General features: G+C 59.0%; 15 protein-coding genes and 1 pseudogene. 7 read left to right on the forward strand and 9 right to left on the reverse strand.

Annotated elements, in window-relative coordinates; translation table 11 throughout:
* The first annotated feature begins 3 nt into the window (after window positions 1–3).
* A complete protein-coding gene (locus tag EIK79_RS10935) occupies window positions 4–2,181 on the forward strand; it encodes an ABC transporter ATP-binding protein (protein WP_124955164.1) in 2,178 nt (725 codons plus the stop codon).
* Window positions 2,182–2,269: 88 nt separating this feature from the next.
* A complete protein-coding gene (locus tag EIK79_RS10940; protein ID WP_124955165.1) occupies window positions 2,270–4,093 on the forward strand; it encodes an ABC transporter substrate-binding protein in 1,824 nt (607 codons plus the stop codon).
* 48 nt (window positions 4,094–4,141) lie between these two features.
* Here the strand turns inward: EIK79_RS10940 and EIK79_RS10945 are convergent, their stop codons facing one another.
* From EIK79_RS10945 to EIK79_RS10955, 3 genes are all read right to left on the reverse strand, one after another.
* Window positions 4,142–5,170, reverse strand: a complete 1,029-nt coding sequence (locus EIK79_RS10945) for an alpha/beta hydrolase family protein (RefSeq protein ID WP_124955166.1) — start codon at window positions 5,168–5,170, stop codon at window positions 4,142–4,144.
* Window positions 5,171–5,317: 147 nt separating this feature from the next.
* On the reverse strand, window positions 5,318–6,964 hold the full coding sequence (locus tag EIK79_RS10950) for an RICIN domain-containing protein (RefSeq protein ID WP_124955224.1): 1,647 nt from the start codon (window positions 6,962–6,964) through the stop codon (window positions 5,318–5,320).
* Window positions 6,965–7,321: 357 nt separating this feature from the next.
* Window positions 7,322–8,257 (reverse strand): dihydrodipicolinate synthase family protein, encoded by a 936-nt coding sequence (locus EIK79_RS10955; RefSeq protein WP_124955167.1) that lies wholly within the window; start codon window positions 8,255–8,257, stop codon window positions 7,322–7,324.
* 429 nt (window positions 8,258–8,686) lie between these two features.
* Here EIK79_RS10955 and EIK79_RS19265 point away from each other — a divergent pair.
* Together EIK79_RS19265 and EIK79_RS10965 are read left to right on the forward strand one after the other, a co-directional pair.
* Window positions 8,687–9,924, forward strand: a pseudogene (locus tag EIK79_RS19265) (mandelate racemase/muconate lactonizing enzyme family protein).
* Window positions 9,925–10,116: 192 nt separating this feature from the next.
* Window positions 10,117–10,362 carry a hypothetical protein gene (locus tag EIK79_RS10965; protein ID WP_124955168.1) on the forward strand — a complete coding sequence of 82 codons (246 nt, stop codon included), beginning with the start codon at window positions 10,117–10,119 and terminating at the stop codon, window positions 10,360–10,362.
* Between the two features lie 3 nt (window positions 10,363–10,365).
* Here EIK79_RS10965 and EIK79_RS10970 read toward each other — a convergent pair whose 3' ends face one another.
* Genes EIK79_RS10970 through EIK79_RS10980 form a run of 3 tightly spaced genes read right to left on the reverse strand, consistent with a single transcriptional unit; the run spans window position 10,366 to window position 13,510 of the window.
* Window positions 10,366–10,797, reverse strand: a complete 432-nt coding sequence (locus EIK79_RS10970) for a PPC domain-containing DNA-binding protein (RefSeq protein ID WP_124955169.1) — start codon at window positions 10,795–10,797, stop codon at window positions 10,366–10,368.
* 54 nt (window positions 10,798–10,851) lie between these two features.
* On the reverse strand, window positions 10,852–11,904 hold the full coding sequence (locus EIK79_RS10975) for a Gfo/Idh/MocA family protein (RefSeq protein WP_124955170.1): 1,053 nt from the start codon (window positions 11,902–11,904) through the stop codon (window positions 10,852–10,854).
* Between the two features lie 58 nt (window positions 11,905–11,962).
* The gene (locus tag EIK79_RS10980; RefSeq protein WP_124955171.1) at window positions 11,963–13,510 is read right to left on the reverse strand and encodes a glycoside hydrolase family 28 protein; all 1,548 of its coding nucleotides are present in this window, start codon (window positions 13,508–13,510) and stop codon (window positions 11,963–11,965) included.
* 119 nt (window positions 13,511–13,629) lie between these two features.
* Between EIK79_RS10980 and EIK79_RS10985 the strand changes: the two genes are divergently transcribed.
* On the forward strand, window positions 13,630–15,723 hold the full coding sequence (locus EIK79_RS10985; protein ID WP_124955172.1) for a pectate lyase: 2,094 nt from the start codon (window positions 13,630–13,632) through the stop codon (window positions 15,721–15,723).
* Here the strand turns inward: EIK79_RS10985 and EIK79_RS10990 are convergent, their stop codons facing one another.
* Together EIK79_RS10990 and EIK79_RS10995 are read right to left on the reverse strand one after the other, a co-directional pair.
* Window positions 15,724–16,563 carry an NAD-dependent epimerase/dehydratase family protein gene (locus EIK79_RS10990; RefSeq protein WP_124955173.1) on the reverse strand — a complete coding sequence of 280 codons (840 nt, stop codon included), beginning with the start codon at window positions 16,561–16,563 and terminating at the stop codon, window positions 15,724–15,726. It lies immediately after the preceding gene.
* A gap of 80 nt (window positions 16,564–16,643) precedes the next feature.
* A complete protein-coding gene (locus tag EIK79_RS10995; RefSeq protein ID WP_124955174.1) occupies window positions 16,644–17,414 on the reverse strand; it encodes an IclR family transcriptional regulator in 771 nt (256 codons plus the stop codon).
* A 129-nt stretch (window positions 17,415–17,543) separates the two neighbouring features.
* Here EIK79_RS10995 and EIK79_RS11000 point away from each other — a divergent pair, with 129 nt between their 5' ends.
* Window positions 17,544–18,530, forward strand: coding sequence for an LLM class flavin-dependent oxidoreductase (locus tag EIK79_RS11000; protein WP_124955175.1), 987 nt, complete (start codon window positions 17,544–17,546; stop codon window positions 18,528–18,530).
* Window positions 18,531–18,935: 405 nt separating this feature from the next.
* Window positions 18,936–20,210 carry a pectate lyase family protein gene (locus EIK79_RS11005; RefSeq protein WP_124955176.1) on the forward strand — a complete coding sequence of 425 codons (1,275 nt, stop codon included), beginning with the start codon at window positions 18,936–18,938 and terminating at the stop codon, window positions 20,208–20,210.
* A 143-nt stretch (window positions 20,211–20,353) separates the two neighbouring features.
* On the opposite strand, the gene EIK79_RS11010 is transcribed toward EIK79_RS11005, so the two are convergent.
* The gene (locus tag EIK79_RS11010; protein WP_124955177.1) at window positions 20,354–20,578 is read right to left on the reverse strand and encodes a hypothetical protein; all 225 of its coding nucleotides are present in this window, start codon (window positions 20,576–20,578) and stop codon (window positions 20,354–20,356) included.
* Between the last annotated feature and the right edge of the window lie 5 nt (window positions 20,579–20,583).

Raw genomic sequence — 20,583 nt, forward strand, 5'->3', positions numbered from 1 at the left:
TATATGACTGTTTCAGAAACTGATCACGAACGGAATATCGAGACAGGAGAAACGATCGTAGAAGTACGAAACGCGTCCGTCACGTTCGACATGGATCGCGGCCAGTCGCGCGTCCTCGACGATGTCGACATCGATATCGAGCGCAACGAGGTCGTGAGCATCGTTGGGGAGAGCGGCAGCGGCAAGTCGATGCTCGCCTCCGCGCTGTTGGACGCGGTCGTCGATCCGGGAGTACTCACAGGGGAGATCACATACTACCCTGAGGACGGCGCTCCGGTCGATGTGCTCGAACTCGATAAGGATGAGCTGCAGGCGTTTCGCTGGGCGGAGATTTCGATGGTGTTTCAGGGGGCGATGAGTTCGTTCAACCCCGTCAGGGAACTCCGCACGCACTTCGTCGAAACGCTGAACGCACACGGGTACGATGTCGAGGACGGAATGGAACGAACGCGGGGGATTCTCAAGAATCTCTATCTCGATCCGGATCGAGTGCTCGATTCGTATCCACACGAACTCTCCGGCGGCATGAAACAGCGCGCACTGATCGCGCTCAGCCTTGTCCTCGAACCGGAAGTGTTGGTGATGGACGAACCCACGGCCGCGCTTGATCTGTTGATGCAGCGGTCGATTATCGGGCTGTTACAGGATATCAAAGAGCAATACGACCTGACGATCGTCTTCATCACGCACGATCTCCCGTTGGTGGCCGACATCGCAGACCGGGTCGGGGTGTTGTATGCCTTCGAGTTTGTCGAGATCGGGCCGACGGATGAAATCCTCACGGATCCATCGCACCCCTATACGCGATTACTCCTCAAATCCACGCCACATCTCACGTCACCGATCGAATCCATGCGACCGATCGACGGGAGTGCCCCAGATCCAGTAAACGTTCCGTCGGGGTGTTCGTTCCATCCTCGTTGTCCGGTCGGTGACGAACGGTGTGAGACCGACACACCGGGTCCGTACACCGTCACTGGAGAGCATCACGTTCATTGTCACTACTGGGAGGACGCGATCGACACGATCACGATGGAAACCGACGCCGAGCCGGGATCGGAGGATATGATCGGAATGGCCGCGCCGAGTGCGTCCGATCGTTCGTCCTCCGACCGGTCCGACGCGCCGGTCGTGTCGCTCGATGACATCGAAATCCATTTCGAGACGGAAGGCGGATTCCTCGACATCTTCTCCGATCCGGAAGTCGTCAAGGCTGTCGATGGAATCTCTCTGGACATCTATGAGAACGACGTGGTCGTTCTCGTCGGTGAATCCGGCTGTGGCAAGACGACGCTCGGCAAGGCTGCGGTCGGGTTGCAAGAGCCGACTGGTGGCAGCGTCCAGTATCGTGGACACGACATCTGGGACGTGAAAGCGAACGGTAACGAGGAGGTGACGTGGGAGGAGATCCGGCGGTCGCTCCAGATCGTTCACCAAGATCCGGGAAGCGCGTTGAATCCCCACCGCCGGATCCGCCAATCACTCGAAGAACCGCTCAAGCGGTGGAACGATGAGCTGGACGGGAACGATCGCCACCAACGTATTTTAGGCCTCCTTGAACACGTCGGAATGACGCCGCCCAAGGACTACATCGAACGATATCCACACCAGCTGTCCGGCGGTGAGCAACAGCGCGTTGCCCTCATCCGGGCGATGTTGATGAATCCTGAGCTCATCCTCGCGGAACCAGTAAGCGCGCTCGATGTGTCCCTTCGGGTCGAAATGATGGACCTCATGATTGGGCTACAGGACACCTTCGACACGTCGTATCTGTTCGTCTCCCACGATCTCTCGAACGCCCGGTATATCGCTGAGAAAACCGGTGGTCGGATCGGCGTCGTCTACCTCGGTGAACTCGTTGAGATCGGACCGCCCGAGCGGATCATCCACGATCCCCAACATCCCTACACCCAAGCATTACGGTGGGCAACGCCGGAACTCGATTCTGCCGAAGAAAAAGCTGCGGAGGCACCTATTCGAACGATCGACGTGCCTGATCCCACGAATCCCCCATCGGGTTGTCGGTATCACACACGCTGTCCGGAAGCCCGAGAGATCTGTCGGACCGACCGCCCGACTGTCTTCCCCACAGCCGACGAGGAACACGAGGTAACGTGTTATCGCGCTCTCGACAACCACGATTACTGGGACAGCGACCCGATCACCACTGATACCGACTGACCGAGTCGACTGCCCATCACGTTTGTTTCCCATTCTATATCTTGCAATTGATGATTAATTATATATAGATCCATTATCAATTGGGTGTATGCCAAATTCTACCGACAGGCACAACAGCGTACCGACCAGACGAGACGTTCTCAAAGCTGGTGTGGCCGGTGGAGTGGCCTTAGTCGCGGGGTGTAGTAGCAGCAACAACAACGCGAACGGTGGTAACACGTCGCGGTTCACCTACTTTGATCCGGTGGGTGATCCGCCGTCACAGCGTCATTTCAATCCATGGAATCCCTCTCAGAGCGCCGCGTGGCATCCGGGAGCGAACGTTTTCGATCGCCTTGCGGTCCACTCGCCGGCTTCGAACGAGTCGTTTCCCATCATCGCTAATAACTGGACGATGCCCGACAAGACGACGCTGGAAACTGAACTCAGCGATCAGTGGACGTGGCACAACGGTGATCCCGTGGTTGCCCAAGACTGGGCGATGCAGTGGGAGATGGAGATGGCGATCACGTCGTCCGGCGACGGCAGCAGTACCACTCCAATGAAATCGATTGAGGTCGTCGACGATCACTTCCTGCGGATCCAACTGAACACGGAACTGTCGGAGATCTACGCCGTTCAGAACACGATCGCCTACTACCACGGGGATATCGGTCGCGGGATCTTCACCAAACACGACGACGATCAGTGGAGCGAGTGGCATGACCGCTTGTTAAACTCGGAGGGCGACGAGTTGACCAGTGTCATCGAGGAGGTGACGACCACGAGCTACCCGAGCCTCGATAAAGGGATCGGTCAGGGTCCGTTCCAGATCTCGGAAGTTGGTGACGACACTGTTCTCATGAAGAAATACGAGGACCACCCCCGTGCCGGGGACATCAATTTCGACGAGTTCGAGCTGTGGGTCCCAGGCGACGTTTCCGAACGCGTCCAACCGTACGCGAACGGTATTGTCGACGCCGTTCCCGGCGGCTATCCGATCCAGAAGAACAAACGGAACAAGCTCCCCGAGTCCCACTCGTTGTACCGGCAAAAGCGGACGGCGAACTCGCTGTTCTGTTTCAACAACGGCCATGGCGTTGAAGGATACGACTCCGCAGTCCAAAACGCCAATGTCCGAAAGGCGATCTGCCACGTCTTTGATAAACAACAGACGAAGGGGCTACTTCAAGGCGTCCAACAGCTGTTCGATGGGCCGCCGTGTCGGGTTCCGGGACCGATGATCAAAGAGGGAAAGCACCCGGCGACCGAGTGGATCAAGGACTTCCCCCGCTACGGCCAAAACGACACCAAGCGCGCGACACAACTGCTCCGTCAGGCAGGATACGAGCGTGCCAACGGCGAGTGGTTGACACCGGACGGCGAACGTTTCGAGATCAGTATTCTGAATCCTGCTGAGCAGAAGCACTTTCAGGTACTCATCCAGAATCTCAAGGACTTCGGCATCGCGGTCAACGCCGAGAACGTTGACACCGCGACGCTTGACGCCCGTCGACAGAACGGCGAGTACGACATCATCCCTGACGGTTCCTCAGCGAATGGCGCTTTCGCTATGTGGTCTCCCGGTCTCGTCGTCGATTGGATCCAGTCACTCACGAACTACAAACCCGAGGCCGAGATTCCGATGCCTGTCGGTGATCCCAACGGATCCAGCGGCACGAAGACGATCAATGTCGCTGACCACATCAATCAGTGGATGACGACTGACGATCAGAAGTACCACAAGGAGCTGACGTGGTGGTGGAACCAGACGCTCCCCGAATATGAGGCGCTGTATGAAGTAGACGCTGGTGCCCTCAACACAGCGAACTTCGAGTTCAATAACGTCCCAGACGCGATCGTCTCCGGCGTCGACGACGCGGCGTACATCTCGCTGAAACTCGAAGAGGGCACGCTTCGATACAAAGGATGAGGATGAAGATGGTCGTCGGTCACCCTCGATCGTATTCGACATCACTCATCACAAGTGAGCACCGATCGCCGGCCACACGTGATCCGGGTAGTATCGGTGTGCGCCGGAGCCGACGGACAGCCCACACGCGTTCTCCACACCGACGTTCCGGTAGATCTCCTGTAGCCGGGAGAAGGCGCGTCTCGTTCCGTTGACCGGAAAGATCGGATCGCCGTCACCGGTGACGACGGTCACCGGTCGAGGAGCGATCGCACCAGCGATATCCCACATTTCACCGAGGCGAAGCAGTCCGGGGACGTAGTTACAGTCACAGTGGTCGATGGCGACGATCGAGTCCGCGAACGTACAGAAATACGCGTTCAACACGGCGGGAGCCAGCCGGTCGTCTACGGCCGCTGCGAACAAGGAGACCGCCGCTCCCCCTGAGTGTCCCGTGATCGCTATCCGATCGCCATCCAGCGTCGGCTCACTTTCGATGCACTCGATGAGGCGCAGCACGTCCCACGTCCGTTCGCCCGCCAGCGTCCGACCGAACAGTTGGGCGGTCTTTTGTAGCCGTGTGCACGACCGATAGCCCTCCGGCTCCGGTTCGGGACCTGCCAGCTCACCGAACGCTCGCATGTCGGGAGCAAGGGCTGCGTATCCCCGCCGGACGGCTTGGCGAGCGAAATCCCGCCGTTCCTCAGCAATCTCGACCCGCTCGTCGTCAACAGCACCGACGGTCAGTGCTTTCCCCTCTTCGCAGTGCCCGTGAATCGTGAGAACCACGGGATACGGTGGCTCTTCGTCGTCTGGCACGAGCAGACAGAACGGAACGCGAACTCCCGGCTCTGTTTGGACCTGCCACCGCTGGCGCTCATATCCGTCGTGAGTGATGGTTCCTTGGCGTTCCGGCTCAAGCTCGCAGGCTCCCGCCGCTCGAATCGCGGGAAAGCCAAGCACTTGCGTCAGTTTCTGCCGTACCGTCTCTTGCCAAGACGTGAACGCTTCCCCTGTCTCTCCATCGTATCCGTGCTCGCGTGAGGCAGTGCGAATGAGTCGCGCAAGACGCTGTTGAAACGCTGGGTGTGCTGTCATTGCCCTGTCTCCATACATCTGTTCGACTGACTTACTTGTTACCCACGTCGACCGGCGTGCAACGTTGGCAGCAATCTGTCCGGCGAGCCGACGCCTTACCGCGCCTCTGACCGGAACAGATTCGCCGTCTATGTTAGCTCGTGTATGTCATACCGACTCGAACGTCCATCGCTGGTTTTCGCTACCGGTGTCCGGCCACTGGAGGACGTTCGCACCGTCTTCGGTCGAAGCGCCCTCGACATCGGCGAGCTTGTTGCTGTGCACGGCCTCAAGCGTGTAGACGCTGCCCTCGTCGTTTATATACCACCGCTGACAGGCACAGCCAGTATCCGAGTATTGGCGAACGTTCGCGCCGTCTGCAGTCGAAGCAGTGGCAACTTCGAGCAACTGACCGCTGTTCTCGTTCACCAGCCGGTACTCGCCGTTTGTGACTTCCTCCACGTACCACTGCTGTGTCTGATGTCCGTTCGCGGGCCACTGCTGGACGTTCGCGCCGTCCTCGGTCGAAGCGTTAGCAACCTCAAGCAACTGACCGCTGTTGGCGTTCGTGATCTCGTAGGTTCCCGTCGAGATCGGCCCGCCGCCGCCACCGTTGTCGGGCGGAGAACCATCCTCTTCGACGGCTTGTGCCCATCCGTCGAGCCACGCGCGAAGCCCGCTGTCGGGGACATCGAGCGAATGAGTGTTCACCGGCAGGTCGGGATACCCACCAACCTCGTCGTGGTGTCCGATCCAGTAGTCGTACGGACTGTCAAGGCGGTCGTTGCCCGCCCGGTTAGCGATTTCTCCGACGATCCGCTCGTCGTTGGCGGTTCGCTCAGCAGGGCGTGCGCCAGCCGTCCCGAGGTTGTGGCTCTCGACATCAGCGGCGGGCATTTCGGTGAGACCACTAGGCCACAGCGGTGGCGAGCCCTCGCTGTCTGGTTCGGCGAAGTCAGTATCGCTGTCAAGCGACGGATCGGCGGCGTAGTTGTCAGTATGGTAGGCTGTGGGACTGCCTTCGAAGACCGGGTTGCCGGTGTCGAGGGGTCCGGTGTAGCCGTTGCCAACGAAGCTCATCACGGCAGAGCTGTCGGCGGTGGCCGCATAATCGAAGAAGTACGCGAAGTTGTTGACGATGACCGTTTCGGTGTCGCTTTTGAGCCGCGGGACCCGTCCGCGGATCTTGGCCCAGACGTTGCCGGCGAACGTGACGTTCGACGCGCCGTCACCGATGAGCGATCCGTAGTTGTGATCCGCACTGTTGCCGTAGGGGTCCCACAGTCCTTCATAAATCAGGCAGTTGGTGACGGTCGTGTCCTCCGTGTCATAGCCCACCGAGAGACATTCATCGACGCCCCACGAGGCCGTGCAGTGATCGATGACGTTGTTCTGGGTGTCGTCTTGGGTGTTGACCGCGTCGTTACCTTGGATCGACCCGTCGCCCGGTCCGATCCGTGAACGGACGTGCTGAACAACACAGTTGTCGGCATCCACCTGCACCATCCCCTTGATGAAGGTGATACCCGGCGAGGGGGCGGTCTGACCCGCTACCCAACAGTTGTCTTCCGTGATCGCCAGTGTCTCGTTGCCGAGGTCGATCGTCCCGCTGGTCTCGAAGACGACTACGCGTGACCCGCTCGCGGTGAACGCCGCCTCCACGGCCTCCCGCGTCGGTTCGGTAATCGTGTACACCTCGACACCCTCTTCGAGCCACGATGTGTCTGCGAACCCGTCGTTGAGACCGAACTGCGAACTGCTCGCTGATCCGACCTGTGCGGTGGTCGATCCTGAACCTCCACCGAGCACTCCCATGCCGATCAGTACTGATGCTGCCGTTCCCTTCAGATAGCTTCGCCGTGTTTGTCTCATAGTACCACATCTATACCAATGACACACATACATAAATTATTTTCTACTATAGAATAATTTTATACTGTATTGCACACGGTAGTATATGACTATATCAGGTGCGCTGCAGGGTAATCGTTCTCGACCGCGCGACCGTCAGTGTCCAGTGTTGCCGCGATCGCGCCGTGAATTCCGTCGGGTGTCACCCTACAACCGGCGTGTCCGGTTCGCGGACGTTCTCGTCTGAGACTGTTACCAGAACCTCACCGGTTATCTCTAAGAAGTCGTGGACGGCGATAGGTTGCGAACCGGTGCTCTGACCTACAGCCGATCGAGATCAGCGAGGATCTGCCGAAGTTGCTCGCGCTCGTCGGGATCGATCTGTTCTTGGGGTGGCAACACGGTGTCGTACTCAAACACGCCTTGCATCTTCAGGGCGGCTTTCGTTCGGGCACGGTAGCGCCCCTCCGGTTCACCGAAGACGTGATTGGTCAGCGGGAGTAGTCGTTTGCGAATTTCGCGAGCGCGTTCCATGTCGTCGTTGTGGACGGCTCGGATCTTCTCGACGTGGAGATCGGGCACGAGGTTCGCGTAGCCGATCAGACCGGTTTCGGCCCCGAGCTGGTAGGCATGCATAAGGAACGTGTCGTTGCCCGTCATCATCGTACAGTCGTCCCGAAGATGGTTGACTGCGCGGACCGTTCGATCGTACCGGATTGGATCGAAGGAGGCTTCCTTGAATCCAATGACGTGTGGAAGCTTGCAGATTTCGACGTGCGCGCTGATTGGCAGCCCTGGGCTTCCCCACGTCGGGAACTGGAAGTTGATCAGCGGCATGTCGACGGTTTCTGCCACATGCTCGAAGTGATTGATCGCCTCCTGTGGAATCTGGTGGGAGTAAACGTCGAGTGGAAGTAACATGACGCCGTCAGCACCGGCTTCTTTCGCCGCCTGAGCCAGTTTGGCGGCCTCGATTGAGCTTTCTCCGTACACACCCGCAAACACGGGCGTGTCACCTGCTGCCTCGACGTGGGTTTCGACGACCTGCCGGTACGTCTCTTCGTCTTGCATTTTCGTTTCGCCCGTGTGAGCGTTGGCGACGACCGCCGTGATGCCATCAACGGAGACGAGTCGCTCGACGTGGCGAGTGAGATCGTCCACAACGAGTTCGTACTCGGGCGTCCACGGGTTCGCCGTCGCGGGAATGATTCCATCTGCTATCTGCTCTTTGAGTCCTCGGAACTCGTCTTTCAGCATCTCTATCGAAAGGACACGACCAGCCAGTAAAAACGTTCGGTTCGCCTCACATCTATCGCGACGTTCTGTTCTTCATTCTGTTCCGCCACGGGGAACCTTCCAGCGACACGAACGAGTTTAGCATTACATCGTTACGATTGTAACGGTAGGACAGAAACGAGCGTTTTCCGTTCGCTGTGACGACAACGCAAGAACGGAGGCGGGATCTGTTCGGATCAGTGGACGGAGTTCGGCTGTTTGTTCCTGTCTTGAGAACTTCCGACGTGATAGCAACTGCCGTATCGCTTCCGGAAGTGGCCACTCCGTCTGTTCTCTGGGTAGTGTTGGGTGTTCTCCACTCGGGAACGCCGGGACCGTTGTGGGCGAATCGCGGTGACGTTTCGCTACGAGCACTCGATGTTTTATACTTCTGGAGCAATCGATTCGAATATGGACATTGTTAGCGTGCACGGATACGCGTTGTCCTCTCCGATCGATCCAGTACAGGAACGGCCGTTTTTCGGCGGCGTGCGACGGCTCCGCAAGCGGGATGTCGTACTTGTCGTCGTAGAGACGAGCGACGGCAATCGTGGCGTTTCGACGGCGGGTGCGTCAAGCTCCGCAATGCGCGAGTATTTCGAGGGTGATTCCCACGGAACGTTCGCTGATATCGTTGAAACGACCGTTGCTGACGCGCTCGAAGGGCAATCGATCGAGGAGATCAGCGATGCCCACGAACTACTTGCGTCGACCAATCTCCCCGATCATCTCCGGACGAAAGCGATTTCAGCCGTCGACGTTGCGCTGTACGATCTACGCGGCAAGGAAGTCGCGCGCCGATTTACGAACTGCTTGCCACGGCGTGGGACACAGAGCCGACGACTGAACTGCCGCTGTACGCGAGCGCTGGGATGTACATGGAGCCGGACGGATACGCCGAACAGGCTGCTGTGCTCGAAGAGCTCGGGTTTTTCGGCTACAAGTATCGACCGGGAATCGGTCCCGACGGCGACCGTCGGACAGTCGAGCTGCTGGCCAGAACCGTTGATGACATCGAACTCATGCTCGATGTCCATACGTGGTGGAAACTTCGGGATTCCTACGGGCGTGATACCGTTCGGTCGCTGGTCGAACACGCCGCTGATCAGGGCGTCTACTGGATCGAGGAACCAGTCGCCCCCGATGACCACGCGGGGTACGTCGAGCTGGCCGACACTGGCGCGCCGCTGGCCGGTGGTGAAAGCGAAACATCGCCGTCGGGATTGGTTGCGCTCGGTCGAACCGGGATCGATTTCCTACAGGGTGACGTTCGCCACCACCGGGGCTTTACCGGCTGTCAGCAGGCGATCGAGTTCTGCGCGGGCCGCGAGGTCGAGTTCGTTCCGCACAACTTCGGCACGTGGCTTGGACTGCAGGCTAACGCCCACCTCGTCGCTGCCGCGCCAGAGGTACGGCTGCTTGAGTATCCGGTGTTCGAGAACGATCCGGTGTTGGGCGAGACGACGACTGATCCCGGCATGTACCCGTTCGAACTCGCGTTTGACATCATTGAGGGACAGCCGTCCGTTGCTGACGGACGCATGACTGTCACCGACGCGCCTGGGCTCGGCGTCAATGTTGATCTCGATGTTCTCGAATCGTATCCGTTCATCGACGGACCGTGGACCGAATTTCAGTACGAGACGTGAGGGTGCATCGGGCGTAGCTGGATCCGGCCACAGACTACTCGTGTGAACGTCTGCGCTCCTCAGGATCTGGAACCTGCTGACGGCTTCTGTCGTATCCACAGGGTGTGGACTCCGAACACGGTTAGCCCGTGCTTCGATTCACTGTCGATGAACCCCAACAGATTTATATTATGAAAAGAAATAAACATGGTAATGAGTTCCACGCAAGACACAGGTAATCACGGAGCGATGTCCCAGCTTCGAGCGGCAGTGATCAATCACCTTCCCGATTCCGTGCTGTTGAACGTTGCGACAGGGGGCGTACTGCTGTTCGTCACCGGCTGGCTCCTCGATGTGGGATTCAACGAAGGTGTTTGGGCAGCGATTTTCGCCGCTTGGGGAATCGGATTGATGCTCGCCGGAGTAGGCAGCTACGGAGCCATCTGGTGGCGACGATAACTGTCACTGTTGCAGCCGCGAAACCTCGCGTTCGTTGGGCCGCCGTTCGAGTGATAGCCCTGAGAGCTTCCGAATCGTCACCTCACCAAGAACGTTGATCTCACAGCCCGTTTCGAGGTGTCCTCCGACGGTTCGGTCGCCGTCGAAAGCGGTTACGTGGAGGTGTGGCTCGCCGTCCGCGATGACGCCGTTGATGTCGGTGACTTCCCACGCCCCCTGTAGTTCGAGAGCAACGTTGCGGTCTGCCCGATCATCGGGCAGTTCCGTTCGGTCGACGTAGTGGATGTGTAGCGTGCTCACCGTTCCAATGCCGGTGACAACGGCACCGGTGTCGATGGCGTGTTCCGTACAGGCGCGCTCGATCGATTCCAGCACCATGTCACCGCGATCGAGACGGACAATTACGTGTCCGTCGTCGGATTCGAACGATTCCATCTGTTCTACGGTGAGTGGCCATCGAAATAAACCTTTGTGGTCCAGTCGGACTGGTCAGTGCGCATCAGGCAGTGAAAACCGTCCAGTGAGACCGATCCGTTCTCCAGTGCGGCCCGATTCGTAGGCTGCCATCGTGACAACTGTCGTCTCAAAGGCGTCCCGAACCGTGATAGGGGGCGTCGTTCCCTCTTGCACCGCCTCGGTGAACGCCTCTGCTTTGGTCTGTCGGCCGTGGTAGTCCAGTGCGCGATCGTGCTCGGTTCCCTCGGCGTCGATCGTGTAGCCAGTGCGTTCGTTCCACTCACGGCCGTCGAGATACACCGCTCCGTTGTCATCCCAAATATGGATGTGCTCACGGGTACACGCCACAACACCAGTATCGGAAACGCTGGCAACCGCGTTGTTGTCGAACTCGATGGTGATCGATGACTGGGTGTCAAACACCTGATTATCGTCGTGGAACACGACGGCAGCGTCGACGTGCGTCGGTTCGAGACCGGTCACCCAGAGGATCGCGTCGATGATGTGCGAACCGACGTTCAGAAGATGGCCGCCGCCGCTGAGTTCAGGATCCATCCGCCAGTCGTCCATGGTTTCGTAGTACGACCGCCAGTCGTGGGTGATCTCGCCGGTAATGAACGTCGGCTCAGCGTCGCCTGCTGCCCACCGTTCGTGGGCGCTGATGAACGCGGGATTCAGGTGGCGCTGGTAACCGAGCATCACTACTCGGTCGGTCCGTTGCTCGCGCTGGTAGAGATCTCGGGCGTCCTCGACGGTCGTTGCGAGTGGCTTTTCACACAGCACGTGGAGATCACGCTCCAGTGCGGCGACCGTCTGCTCGTAGTGGAGTCCATTGGGCGTGGCGATCGCTACCGCGTCGAGTGACGCCTCCTCGACCATCGTCTGGTAGCTGGTGTACTGACCGGTCACCGCGTCGAATTCGGCGGCTGCCACGGTGAGGTTCTCTTCGTTGATGTCGGCCACTGCGACCAGTTCGGCGTCCGATACGTCTTCGAACTGACGCCCGAGTCGCATGCCGAGGCTACCGAGTCCGACGAGTCCGACGCGCAGATCATTGGCTGAGTCATCCATGCCGTACTCACGCATACATGCAAATAACCTATAATTGTTTCCCCTTGATCAGATCCCACGATTCAAACTGCCATCAGAAACGTTCGACCGTTGCGTCGCTGTCGGGTGTCACCTCGACGGCGTCAGCAACCGGCCCGTGGCACTCCGCTATCGAGATCGTCTGCGTGTTTGAGCCAGACGCTCGCAGAAACGGCGTCTCCGCCGAGTCGAGACAGCCACGGATTCGAGTCCTCGTGACATCGTGTACCGAGACGGCAGGCGCATCCTCTGTTTCGGTCTCCATCCCATCGATCCTCACATCGTCGGTCGCTTCGAACCGCATTGCGGGACCGTCTGCCGCTCGGATCCGCACGTCACGAAAGGAGATGTCGGCGATCGATTTACAGAACAACCCGTGGCGTTGCTCGTAGCCCGCAGCCATCGCGGGATCGAGTTCCGTCGCGTCGAGATCGCGGGTGGCGTCGATCCGAACGTCGGAAAAGGAGACGCCCTCGAAATGCTGTTCGGGCAGTCCGGCGAGAAAGCCGGCCGTTTCGACGCTGCGCGCAGTGATCGATCGAAATGAGACGTTCCGAACCATCGGCGTTCCCTCGGTGACTGGCTGTGGATCGCTGTCCAGCGGGGTGAAGTAGTAGCCGTTGATGACGAACGGACACGCGATCCGTCGCATGAGTATGTTGTCGAATCGGAGATCCTCGATGACGCCGCCGCGGTCCCGCTGGGTTTTGATTCGCACGCCACGATCGGTGTCTGTGAACGTGCAGTTCGAAACCGCCACGTCTCGAACGTCGCCGGACATCTCGCTGCCGATGACGACGCCACCGTGACCTGACTCGACAGTGCAGTTTGTGACCGTGATCTCCGAGGCTGACTCACCGACTGCACGGCCTTCGGCGTTTTTGCCGGACTTGATACAGATCGCGTCGTCGCCCGCGTTGATGTACGTGTCGCTGATCCGTACACACCGCGAAGAATCAATGTCGATTCCGTCTCCGTTGGGCGCGTCCGCCGGGTTCTCGATGGCAACGTCGTGGATCGTGACGTTCTCGGAGTAGACGATGTGGGTGTTCCAGAACGGCGAGTTGCACAGCCTGATCCCGGACACTGTGACGTTGTCCGAGTTTGCGATCTGGCACAACGGTGGCCGGTGAGTGAAACTGCTGACATCATCCCCTTTCTCGTTACGACGCTCGAATTCGGCCAAGCGTTCCTGAAGTCCCGTGGGCCGTTCTGCCGTCGGTGTTTCATACAATTCCCACCAGTACGCGCCGTTGCCGTCGATCGTGCCTCGACCGGTGATCGTCACGTTCTCAGCGTTCTCGACGAATAGACACGGATGAAAGCCGGCCTGATCCCAACCTTCCCAGCGGCTCTCGACGGTCGGATACGCGCTGTAGTCACCCACAAAGCGCAACGTCGCCCCCGGAGCCAGATACAGCGTCGTGTCGCCACCGACCCGCAGCGGGCCGGTCACGTACGTCTCTGATGGCACGTACACCGTCCCGCCCGTCTCGGCACACGCGTCGAGCGCCGCCTGGATTGCGCCCGTCTCTGGATCGTCTCCGTCGCCCGTCGCGCCGTACTCACGGATGTCGAACCGGTCCGTGTCGGGTACTGTCATCGTCCGGCTATTTCGGGGAATAGAAATAAACGTTGTGTCCCCAAGCCGTCCGGCGGCTGCTTCTGTAGCAGAGAAACACTTATCAATGACCGTCCTAATATCGCGGACGGTACGCAACGATGAGATTCGATAGACGGGCGTTTCTGCGAGCGGTCGGTGCAGGAGCAGTCGCTCCTGCAGTCGGACTGTTTGACGGAACGGCCACGGCAGCGACGGTGGTCACGATCCGCGGCGGTGGTGCCGACATTTGGAACACGGAAGACGCGTTTCACTTCTACTACGAGACAGTGAGCGGGGATTTCGATGTTCGAGTGCGCAACACGGCGCTCGAACACACGGATCCCTACGCGAAGACCGGCATTATGGTTCGAGAATCGTCGGCTCCCAAGGCGAAGAACGTGATGCTCAGGCGGACTCCCGACGGTACGGCGTCCGTACAGTGGCGCTCGGGCACCGGTGAAGAGACGATCAGCACAACGTCAAACGGGAGCGACGAGAGCGAAATCGATGGTGGAAGTCTTCAGGCGGACTGGCTGCGTCTGCGTCGCCGTGGTGACGTTTTCGAAGCATACGGCTCAGCCGACGGAGTGAATTGGACGATGATTGCGACTCTCGGTGCGGACGCCATCGGACTGAGCGACGCCGCTCTCGTCGGACTACCGGTCACAAGCCACAACGTCGGTGTGCGCTGTACGGCTCAGTTACGGCATCTTTCAGGGATCGATCCCGACACTAACCGGGATATCGGTGACGTTTCAGTGACAGGTAGCGTCGGAACCGAGGCGGGTGTCCCATTTGTCACGACGGGCGACGCGACCGATGTCACGGCCACGGCGGCCACGCTTCGTGGCGAACTGACGGATTTAGGTGGGGCCGAGACGGCGAGCTGTTACATCGAATACCGGGCAGTACCGAGCGCGGCGTGGACGGCGACGCCTGTCCGGACGCTTAGGGAGGCAGGGACGTTTGCCATCCACCTTGAGGATCTCACGAGCAGACGGTACTACGAGTATCGGGCGGTTGTCGAGACCGAGGACGGCGACCGCGCGGTCGGGGCGTCCGAAACGATTGGTACGCCCAGCCGGTCGAACGGGAGAGCAGGGGGCAACGGCCCGGACAGCACTTCCCGTATCGACTTTGCCGACGGATTCGCTGATCCGGCCCCGTGGTTGGACGATGACACACCCATTATCCCGGTGACCGAACCGACCCGGCGGCAGTTGGCGGCTGCTGTCGGGATCGATGGGCCGCGACTCATCGTTTTCGAAACTAGTGGCACTGTCGATCTCGGTGCACAACGCCTGACCGTCACTAACGATGAGCTGTATCTCGCCGGACAGACGGCCCCGTCACCGGGAATCACGCTCGTTCGCGGAGATCTTTGGATTGACGCGAACGACTGTGTGATCCAACACCTCCGGGTTCGGCCAGGGGACGCGAATCTGCCAGCGGAAAGCGATTGGGAGCCTGATGGGATCAGAACCGGTGACGGCACCGAAAACAACGTCATCGACCACTGCACGACGACATGGGCGGTTGATGAGAACCTCTCGGTGGGATATGACACGGCGAACACAACGGTGTCGAACTGCCTGGTTGCCGAACCACTTCAGGACGCCACCCACCACAAAGGCGACCACGGATACGGATCGTTGATCGGGAACGGAGCCGAAAACGTCACCCTCGCTGGTAACGTCTGGGCACACAACTACGACCGCAATCCACGTCTCAAGGAAGGCACCCGGACCGTTGTAGCGAACAACGTGATCTATCATTACAATGATGGCGTCTGGATGGATCCGGACACCGAGGCGAGCGTCGAGAGCAACGTCTTCCGTCGACCCGTTAGCGACCAGCCCACCGTCTTCGGAGCGGGTGCGGCCGCACTTGCAGACAACGTCACCACCACTCCGACGGCCGGTGATGGAATCACCCAACTCGACGACCGGCCCCTATGGCCGACGGAACTCGACACCGTTGGCTCAGCCAAGGTCGTCGAGCACAACCTCACGAATGCCGGTGCACGGCCAGCCGACCGGGCTGTCGCTGACGAGCGCGTGCTCGAACAGCTCAAGACAGGAGGAGGTTCATACATCGACAGCCAAACGGAAGTCGGAGGGTATCCTGCTCTCGATGTCGTTACCCGGAGCCTGACGGTCCCCCAGAGCGGCACTTGGGCGTGGCTCCGCGCGAAGGCCCGTGCAGTCGAGTGATCACGCCGGGGGACCGTCCCACTGTTCGCCGTCGTCTTGTGGCTCGTATCCGATCCGGGTCCGTGCGTGGTCGATGTCGAACCACCGACGCCGGTTGTCGCTGACCCCATAGAAGATTCCGTACTCGACAGTCTCGTTCCGGAGGCAGCAGTCCACCTGGTGGGCGAAATCCTGTCTGGACTGCCAGAGCGCTTTCATTCGGGTGACTGCGCGATCGTACTCGACGCCGTCCCGTTCGAACGTTCCCTCGTCAACGCCCTGTTCGGCGTCGCCGTACGGATGATCGTACGGTGGCATGTTGACCGTTCCGACGCGAAGCGCGTAAAATTGCCGTGGATACTCGTAGTTTTCCACGTAGTAGCGTCCCAGCGCCTCGCCAAAACACTTCGAGACGCCGTAGAATGAATCCGGTCTGACCGGATCAGTGTGATCGACGAGGAGATCGAAGTCAGCCGTGTAGATCTCTGGGGCGAACTCCTGTTCGTACATGCCGACGGCGTGGTTAGAGGAGATGAACACGAACGATTCGAGTTGGTGTGTTCTGGCAGCCTCCAGCGTGTTGTACACGCCGAGGATGTTCGGCTCGAACACGTCTTTCCACTCCCCACTGGGTGAGGGATAGGCCGCCATGTGGACCATCGCGTCCGTTTCTCGCGTAGCTGTCTCGATCGCGTCCCGGTCAGCAACATCGGCAACCACTGTTTCGTACCCACCGTACGGATGATCGTCGGATCGATCCGATCGATTGAGATACGTGAAGTCGTATCCCGCTCCGTCGTGGAGGTGATCGATAACGGCGGTTCCACAACGACCGTACGCTCCGGTCATCAACACGTCCATACCGGTTTCTCTACCGATCAACTATTAAATCAATGGGTAGCTGCAACTCACATGGTGATGAGCAACAGCGAGCACAGAGCCTACGAGAACTTGGTGTTGAGTTCAATGACGTTCGCGGCTCGTTTGACGTGCTCAGACAGTTCTTCGATGCGCTCGTCGGTGAACCGACTCGACGGTCCGGTGATGCTGATGGCCCCCAACACAGTGTCCTCCCGTTTGACGGGCGCGGCCACACACCGCAACCCCTCAATGTTCTCCTCGTCATCGATCCCGTAGCCTCGCTTTGCGATCACGTCGAGTTCTGCATACAACTCCTGTGGGCCAGTGACTGTCTGTGACGTGAAGGAAGTGTATTCTATCGACTCGACGATTTCCTCTGTTCTGGAGGACGGCATGAACGCTAAGATCGTTTTGCCCAGCGAAGTCGAATACATCGGCTGTTGGATCCCGACCCGTGATCGCGTCTCGACCGCCTGCTCCCCGGTTGCCTTGTAGAGGTAACTGGTCCTCCCGTGTTCTTCGATCCCGAACTGAGCGATCTCACCGGTTTCTTCAGCGAGCTTGTCGACTTCACTTGAGATGACATCGTAGTTGCCGATCTGTTCTCGAACGCTGTTGGCCATATCGAGGAGTCGGAGGCTCAACCGGTAGCCGTTGTCCTCTTGAACGAGGATACTCCGCTCACGAAGCGTCTGGAGATGACTGTAAATCGTGCTCTTTGAATGATCGAGTTCGTCGGCAAGCTCCGTCACTCCGACGTGATTTCGTTCCTGCAGCACCTCGATGATGTTGAACGCGATCGTTACCGACCGGATTCTTCGTCCTGAATAGTCGTCTTTCCGTACCGTCATGATATCTCACATGTACTCCATCTATATAATGCTGTTCCCCTCTAGGGAAGATTATTTATCGGTGCGTCGTCTCCAAGGCTGTGAGCACAAGACGTAAGTAGGCGTCAAACTGAGATCACATCGATCGCTATGAAGTTCGGTTTTTTCCCAATCGAAGGTGGCGACACCTGGGACGGTGTCGTCGAGCAGTGCCAGTTAGCCGAAGAGCTCGGTTTCCAAGCGTGCTGGGTCAACGACCACCAAGCGACAGAGGGTGACAACTACTGGCCGTCCCCGTTGGTGCGGTTGACGAGCATTGCCGAGGGCACCGACTCGCTCGAACTCGTCACGTCTGTGCTCATCCTGCCGCTGTACCATCCGTTGCACGTCGCCCAGCGGGCGGCAATGGTGGACAACATCTCGAACGGTCGACTCACACTCGGTGTGGGACTTGGCTACGTGGAAAAGGAGTTCGAGGCGTTCGGCGTTCCGATGTCCGATCGTGCCGGACGGATGATCGAGGGATTACGGTTTCTGGACGAATTCCTCACCACTGAGGAACCGATCTCCTTTTCATGTCCGTTCTTCGAGGTCGATGACTGGCAGCCCCTTCCCCGGACCGTTCAAGAGCCTCGGCCCTCGTTGTGGGTCGGCGGCTGGGGTGACAAGCAGCTCGCTCGTTCGGTGTCGTTCAGCGACGCGTGGGTGCCCGGTGTCGTTGCCGATCTCGACGCGGTCGAACAACGCAAAGACAAACAACGCGATCACATCGAATCGACCGAGCAGGCGTGGTCCTCGATGGATCATCCCCTGATGCGTGAAGCCGTTATCGGGGAGACCGAAGCTGAAGTACTAGAACGGAAAGAGTATCTCCACCGCACCTACCGCGACGAGTACGGGGGCGAATTCTCCCATCCGTTGATGACTGCCGACTCCGTCGCGGATTTCTCCGAGCTCGCAGACGATCGATTCATCTACGGCACGCCCGAGCAGATCATCGAGCAGATCGAGGCGATGCAAGATCGATTCTCGTTGAACCAGCTCGCGCTTCGCTTCCATCATTCCGGGATGCCGCCCGAACTGGTCGAAGACCAACTCCGACTGTTCGGTGAGGAAGTCATCCCCGCGTTCGACTGATCCGCGCTTTCCACTGTGAGCCGTGGTGTCCCCTGTGACCGTTCCTACTATGGGAACGACTATCCCATAACCGTCCGGATGCGGCGTCACACGCCTGATCTCCGGAAGGAAACGACACTCCGAACGCAGCTATCGTTTGTCCGTAGCGAATCGATCGGTGTGAACCCATAGCGGGGCCGTGCGTGCTGTATCTTGCAGAATGAAAAATTCAATGAGACGGAAGTGAATAATGGTCGGTGGTCGTCTAGTCATTACAATAGTACGTCTGTAACTGTTCGGTAGATGGGAACCAGCTGTGTTCCGATCACCATCTGTCTCCATATCCTTTTCCTAACTGTATAATAGTAATTTTTATTGAGATAAGTTTATTATCTGTGTCGTATATTACTGTAATGGTGTCTATTAATGGCACACAACAGACGCACGTTTCTACGTGCGATCGCGGTTGGGAGTATCGGAACCTCTGTCCTCGGTGGAACCGCCACGGCGGTCCCGACCACCGAGCGCCGGGGATATGAAACGTTCAGCCAGTCGTCCTTTCAGGGGGGAGACGGCTTTGCCACGATGGGACCGTGGCTCGAAGAGGGTGCCGAGGTGTACACGATCACCGAACCGACGCGGGAGGCCGTGGAGGCGGCGTTCACCGCGAGCGGGTCACGCGTGGTCGTCTTCGAGACCAGCGGGACGATCGACCTCGGCGGCGAGCCGTTGGTGATCACGGAGGACAACTGTTGGGTAGCGGGCCAGACCGCCCCCTCGCCAGGTATCACCTTCATCAAGGGGATGGTACAGATCGGTGCCAACAACTGCGTTGTTCAGCACATCCGCTCACGGATCGGACCGGGTTCTGACGGGAACATTCAGGGCAACGACGCGATCAACACCCAAGACGACACCCAGAACAACGTCATCGATCACTGCACGGCCTCGTGGGGCGTCGACGAATGCATGTCCGTCGGCTATGACACCGACAGAACGACGTACTCGAACAACCTGATCTACGAAGGATTGTATGATCCGTACGGAGACGGCTCCGATCACAACTACTGTACACTGATCGGTGATGGAGCCGACCACGTCACGTTGCTCGGCAACGTCTGGGCCAAAGCCCGCAACCGGATTCCACGGCTCAAAAGCGACACACGAACCGTCGTCGTCAATAACTTCTGTTATTTCTTCGACGAGGCGTCGAACACCGACAGCTCGGCTGAAACGACGTGGGTCGGCAACAAGTACACCGGTGTGACGGCTACAGGTGAATCAATCGTCGAAGGCAGTGGCACGGTGTACAGCGAAGACAACGTCACGGCCGATCCGCCCATCGACTCGGATGTCTCGTTCGTCGAGGGCGACACCACCAGCTCGAAACCGCTCTGGCCAGACGGATTGACTGCCCTTTCGTCCGATACCGTCGAGAGCCACAATCTCGGGACGGCCGGCGCACGGCCTGCTGATCGGACCGCTAACGACGAGCGGATCGTTGGTGAGATCACTGACCGGGCGGGTAACGACCGCCTCGACAGTCCGTACGACTACTGGGTCGGCCACCCCGATGAGGTCGGCGGGTACCCATCGCTCTCGAACAACACGCATTCACTCTCGGTCCCCGGTAGCGGACGTCGTGAGTGGCTTCGAGCGTGGGCGCGCGCCGTCGAGGATCCGAACGCCAGCCCACCCTGACCGGACACGCTTCAGCGTCTTCGAGAATCATCCGCTACAACCGGATCGCGGTACCGGCCGATCCGATCGGTGTATCCGTACCGCGTCGCACAACCGTCCCACGACAGCGTTCGTCCGGTCATGTCGGATTTGGACGTGGTGCGTCACTCACTACCGAGCGCTGACCAGAGCGCGGCGACGGCGTACACCCCGAGCGTGACGACGATTAGTGAGAGTCCCCACAGACCGAGCAGCCCACTGATCTCTCCTGTCGTGACGAACCCCCCGAGGGCGATCAGTACGACGCCGATCCCGAGGACGGTCCATGACAGCGGCCGGCCTGGGATCAACGCCGTCAAACCGGCGTCGCGTTCGCTCGTCTCACTCATCAGCT

The organism is Halocatena pleomorpha (genome assembly GCF_003862495.1).
Taxonomy (GTDB): Archaea; Halobacteriota; Halobacteria; order Halobacteriales; family Haloarculaceae; genus Halocatena; species Halocatena pleomorpha.

Excerpts from the sequence above, each read along its gene's own strand:
- EIK79_RS10935 (WP_124955164.1), top strand. The coding sequence starts at position 4 with ATGACTGTTTCAGAAACTGATCACGAACGGAATATCGAGACAGGAGAA.
- EIK79_RS10940 (WP_124955165.1), top strand. The coding sequence starts at position 2,270 with ATGCCAAATTCTACCGACAGGCACAACAGCGTACCGACCAGACGAGAC.
- EIK79_RS10945 (WP_124955166.1), bottom strand. The coding sequence starts at position 5,170 with ATGACAGCACACCCAGCGTTTCAACAGCGTCTTGCGCGACTCATTCGC.
- EIK79_RS10950 (WP_124955224.1), bottom strand. The coding sequence starts at position 6,964 with ATGGGAGTGCTCGGTGGAGGTTCAGGATCGACCACCGCACAGGTCGGA.
- EIK79_RS10955 (WP_124955167.1), bottom strand. The coding sequence starts at position 8,257 with ATGCTGAAAGACGAGTTCCGAGGACTCAAAGAGCAGATAGCAGATGGA.
- EIK79_RS10965 (WP_124955168.1), top strand. The coding sequence starts at position 10,117 with ATGAGTTCCACGCAAGACACAGGTAATCACGGAGCGATGTCCCAGCTT.
- EIK79_RS10970 (WP_124955169.1), bottom strand. The coding sequence starts at position 10,797 with ATGGAATCGTTCGAATCCGACGACGGACACGTAATTGTCCGTCTCGAT.
- EIK79_RS10975 (WP_124955170.1), bottom strand. The coding sequence starts at position 11,904 with ATGCGTGAGTACGGCATGGATGACTCAGCCAATGATCTGCGCGTCGGA.
- EIK79_RS10980 (WP_124955171.1), bottom strand. The coding sequence starts at position 13,510 with ATGACAGTACCCGACACGGACCGGTTCGACATCCGTGAGTACGGCGCG.
- EIK79_RS10985 (WP_124955172.1), top strand. The coding sequence starts at position 13,630 with ATGAGATTCGATAGACGGGCGTTTCTGCGAGCGGTCGGTGCAGGAGCA.
- EIK79_RS10990 (WP_124955173.1), bottom strand. The coding sequence starts at position 16,563 with ATGGACGTGTTGATGACCGGAGCGTACGGTCGTTGTGGAACCGCCGTT.
- EIK79_RS10995 (WP_124955174.1), bottom strand. The coding sequence starts at position 17,414 with ATGACGGTACGGAAAGACGACTATTCAGGACGAAGAATCCGGTCGGTA.
- EIK79_RS11000 (WP_124955175.1), top strand. The coding sequence starts at position 17,544 with ATGAAGTTCGGTTTTTTCCCAATCGAAGGTGGCGACACCTGGGACGGT.
- EIK79_RS11005 (WP_124955176.1), top strand. The coding sequence starts at position 18,936 with ATGGCACACAACAGACGCACGTTTCTACGTGCGATCGCGGTTGGGAGT.
- EIK79_RS11010 (WP_124955177.1), bottom strand. The coding sequence starts at position 20,578 with ATGAGTGAGACGAGCGAACGCGACGCCGGTTTGACGGCGTTGATCCCA.